This is a genomic window from Halobacillus sp. BBL2006 (genome assembly GCF_000786645.1).
In the GTDB taxonomy this organism is placed as follows: Bacteria; Bacillota; Bacilli; order Bacillales; family Halobacillaceae; genus Halobacillus.
The window spans coordinates 1-2,135 of the sequence record NZ_JRNX01000523.1 but is presented as its reverse complement, the minus strand read 5'-3'; the positions used below and the strand labels follow the sequence as shown (position 1 = coordinate 2,135).

Annotated in this window: 2 protein-coding genes; one reads left to right on the top strand and one right to left on the bottom strand. The window is 41.8% G+C overall.

All coding sequences use genetic code 11. From position 1 onward, the window contains the following. Nucleotides 1–123: 123 nt before the first annotated feature. Entirely contained in the window at nucleotides 124–759 is a 636-nt protein-coding gene (locus tag LD39_RS15150) for a hemolysin III family protein (protein ID WP_035549005.1), read from the bottom strand. A gap of 261 nt (nucleotides 760–1,020) precedes the next feature. Here LD39_RS15150 and cbpB point away from each other — a divergent pair, with 261 nt between their 5' ends. After that, complete coding sequence (gene cbpB, locus LD39_RS15145) at nucleotides 1,021–1,476, top strand: cyclic-di-AMP-binding protein CbpB (RefSeq protein WP_035549002.1); 456 nt, start codon at nucleotides 1,021–1,023, stop codon at nucleotides 1,474–1,476. Nucleotides 1,477–2,135 lie beyond the last annotated feature (659 nt).

Genomic DNA, 2,135 nt, shown 5'->3' with positions numbered 1-2,135 from the left:
TTTGTTAGATACTTCGTGGTTGGAATGGGAGAGTTTTCGGTCCACGGCTTGTGGTAGAAGGGTGTAGGAGCATAATACAGAAATAAACCGCTCAGATTTATTTCTGAGCGGTTTATTTCTTGCTTATATAATGTAAAAGAAAATCGTAAAGAAATGGAAAATCGATCCTCCAAGTACGAACAAGTGCCAGACCATGTGATGATAAGTAAAGCTTCGCCATACGTAAAAAATGGCTCCGATCGAGTACATAGCGCCTCCAACGACTAAATAAGTGATTCCGGCCGCAGGTACCTCAGCAGTAAGTGGTCCCCAGGCAAGAATTATCTGCCATCCCATCAGCACATAAAAGATTGTGGATAAGACAACAAACTTTTTCACAAAAAAGACTTTGAAAATGATACCTGAGATCGCCATTCCCCAGACGATACCGAACAATGTCCATCCAAGCGCACCACGTAGTGGAACAAGTAGAATGGGTGTATAGGTCCCAGCTATGAAAAGATAAATCGCAGAGTGGTCAAAGATTTCAAAGAGATCTTTCGCTTTTCCTGGTGGGAAACTATGGACTAAGGTCGAAGATACATAGAGAAGAAGCATAGTTACTCCGTAAATAGAAACGGAAACAATATGCCAGGCATTCCCGCCAATACTAGCAAAAATAATCAAAAGCACAAGCATAGCTACGCTTAGAATCGCACCGATACCGTGTGTAATAGCATTAGCGATTTCTTCACGTTTGGAGAAAGTGTGAGTCATCATTATTCTTTTTCAGCCCCAATATCATTGAATTAATTATTATTATACGCTCTTATGAATCGTTATTAAAGGGCAACCGTATTTTACAGGTTTATCCAACTGGGTAATCGGGGTAAAGAAAAGAGCTTGAAGAGTTTGCTAGGAGAGGTATGTCGGAATTTGCTGGTCGAGATTTGTTTCGATTTATGTTAAACTATTCATGGTTCACATGAGCGTCTCTAACTGCTCCTTCAGTTGCTCGATATAAAGGAGTGAATGATTACAATGGTAAGTTTAGAAAAAGAAAGACTCGAATTGGAGCTGCCCGAGGTATCGGAATTGATGATACCTTCAGAAAAAGTAGCCCACGTACAAATGGGAAACCCTTTGGAACATGCTTTGCTTGTCCTTGTCAAGTCTGGATACTCGGCTGTGCCCGTTTTAGATCCGACTTATAAATTCCAAGGGGTCATTAGTAAAACGAAGATTTTAGAAGAAACGTTAGGTATTGAAGACTTTGAATTGAATCGTCTATCTGATATCCAGGTCAATGAAATTATGGACACCGATGTTCCTTGCTTAAATTTGGATGACAATATGATTGATGCGTTGCATAAGTTGATTGATTTTCCGTTTGTCTGCGTAACGAATGAGGACGGGGAATTTGATGGAATTGTAACTCGCAGGACGATTTTGAAGCAGTTTAGTAAGCATTACCATGAAACGCTTAAGCACCTATAAACCGAACGACTATCAGGTCAACCTATGTTAAAATAGATGGCATCGTAATGATGCCATCTATTTTTTTGACAACATCTATATTTTAAAAACAGGATGGACAAAAAGGCTATTAAACAATCGTGCAGGATTGTTGAAGACTCGATTTCGAGATATGTGTCGATTCCGTCGCCGGTATATGGTGAAGGAGGTCGGAGAAATAGCTCGCTTTCCGTGGGCGTACGGTGAGCCTCCTCAGGCTGCGCCGAGGCCATTGAAAAAGTGCTTACAGATAAAATTCACACAAGGTCACCCACTACATTTAGGTGCTAACCTTCTTTTAGACGCCTTCATATGGACATACACTGTTCGATTTTTTAGAATAGCTAAGTTTTTCAGTGGCCTCGCTGCGCCTTCCGGGGTCTCACCCTGTCCTCTGATCCCACAGGAGTCTCGCCATTTCCCCGACCTCCTTTCGAAAAATGAGGGACGGAACAGGGATCTTATATGGATGAAATGCTCTTCAAGTATTGATATAAGAATGTTTACTCACCGTTCACTTTGAAGACGGAATTTTTTTACGTAAGGGTACGTTACCCATAAATCAAGCAGGGAGGGATGGAAAACAGGGAGACTCCTGCGGGATGAACAGACTAGACGGGACCCCGGAGGACGGAGTCCGA

Bases quoted from the DNA above. Each gene is read 5' to 3' on its own strand.
- LD39_RS15150 (WP_035549005.1), bottom strand. From the start codon at position 759: ATGATGACTCACACTTTCTCCAAACGTGAAGAAATCGCTAATGCTATT.
- cbpB (WP_035549002.1), top strand. From the start codon at position 1,021: ATGGTAAGTTTAGAAAAAGAAAGACTCGAATTGGAGCTGCCCGAGGTA.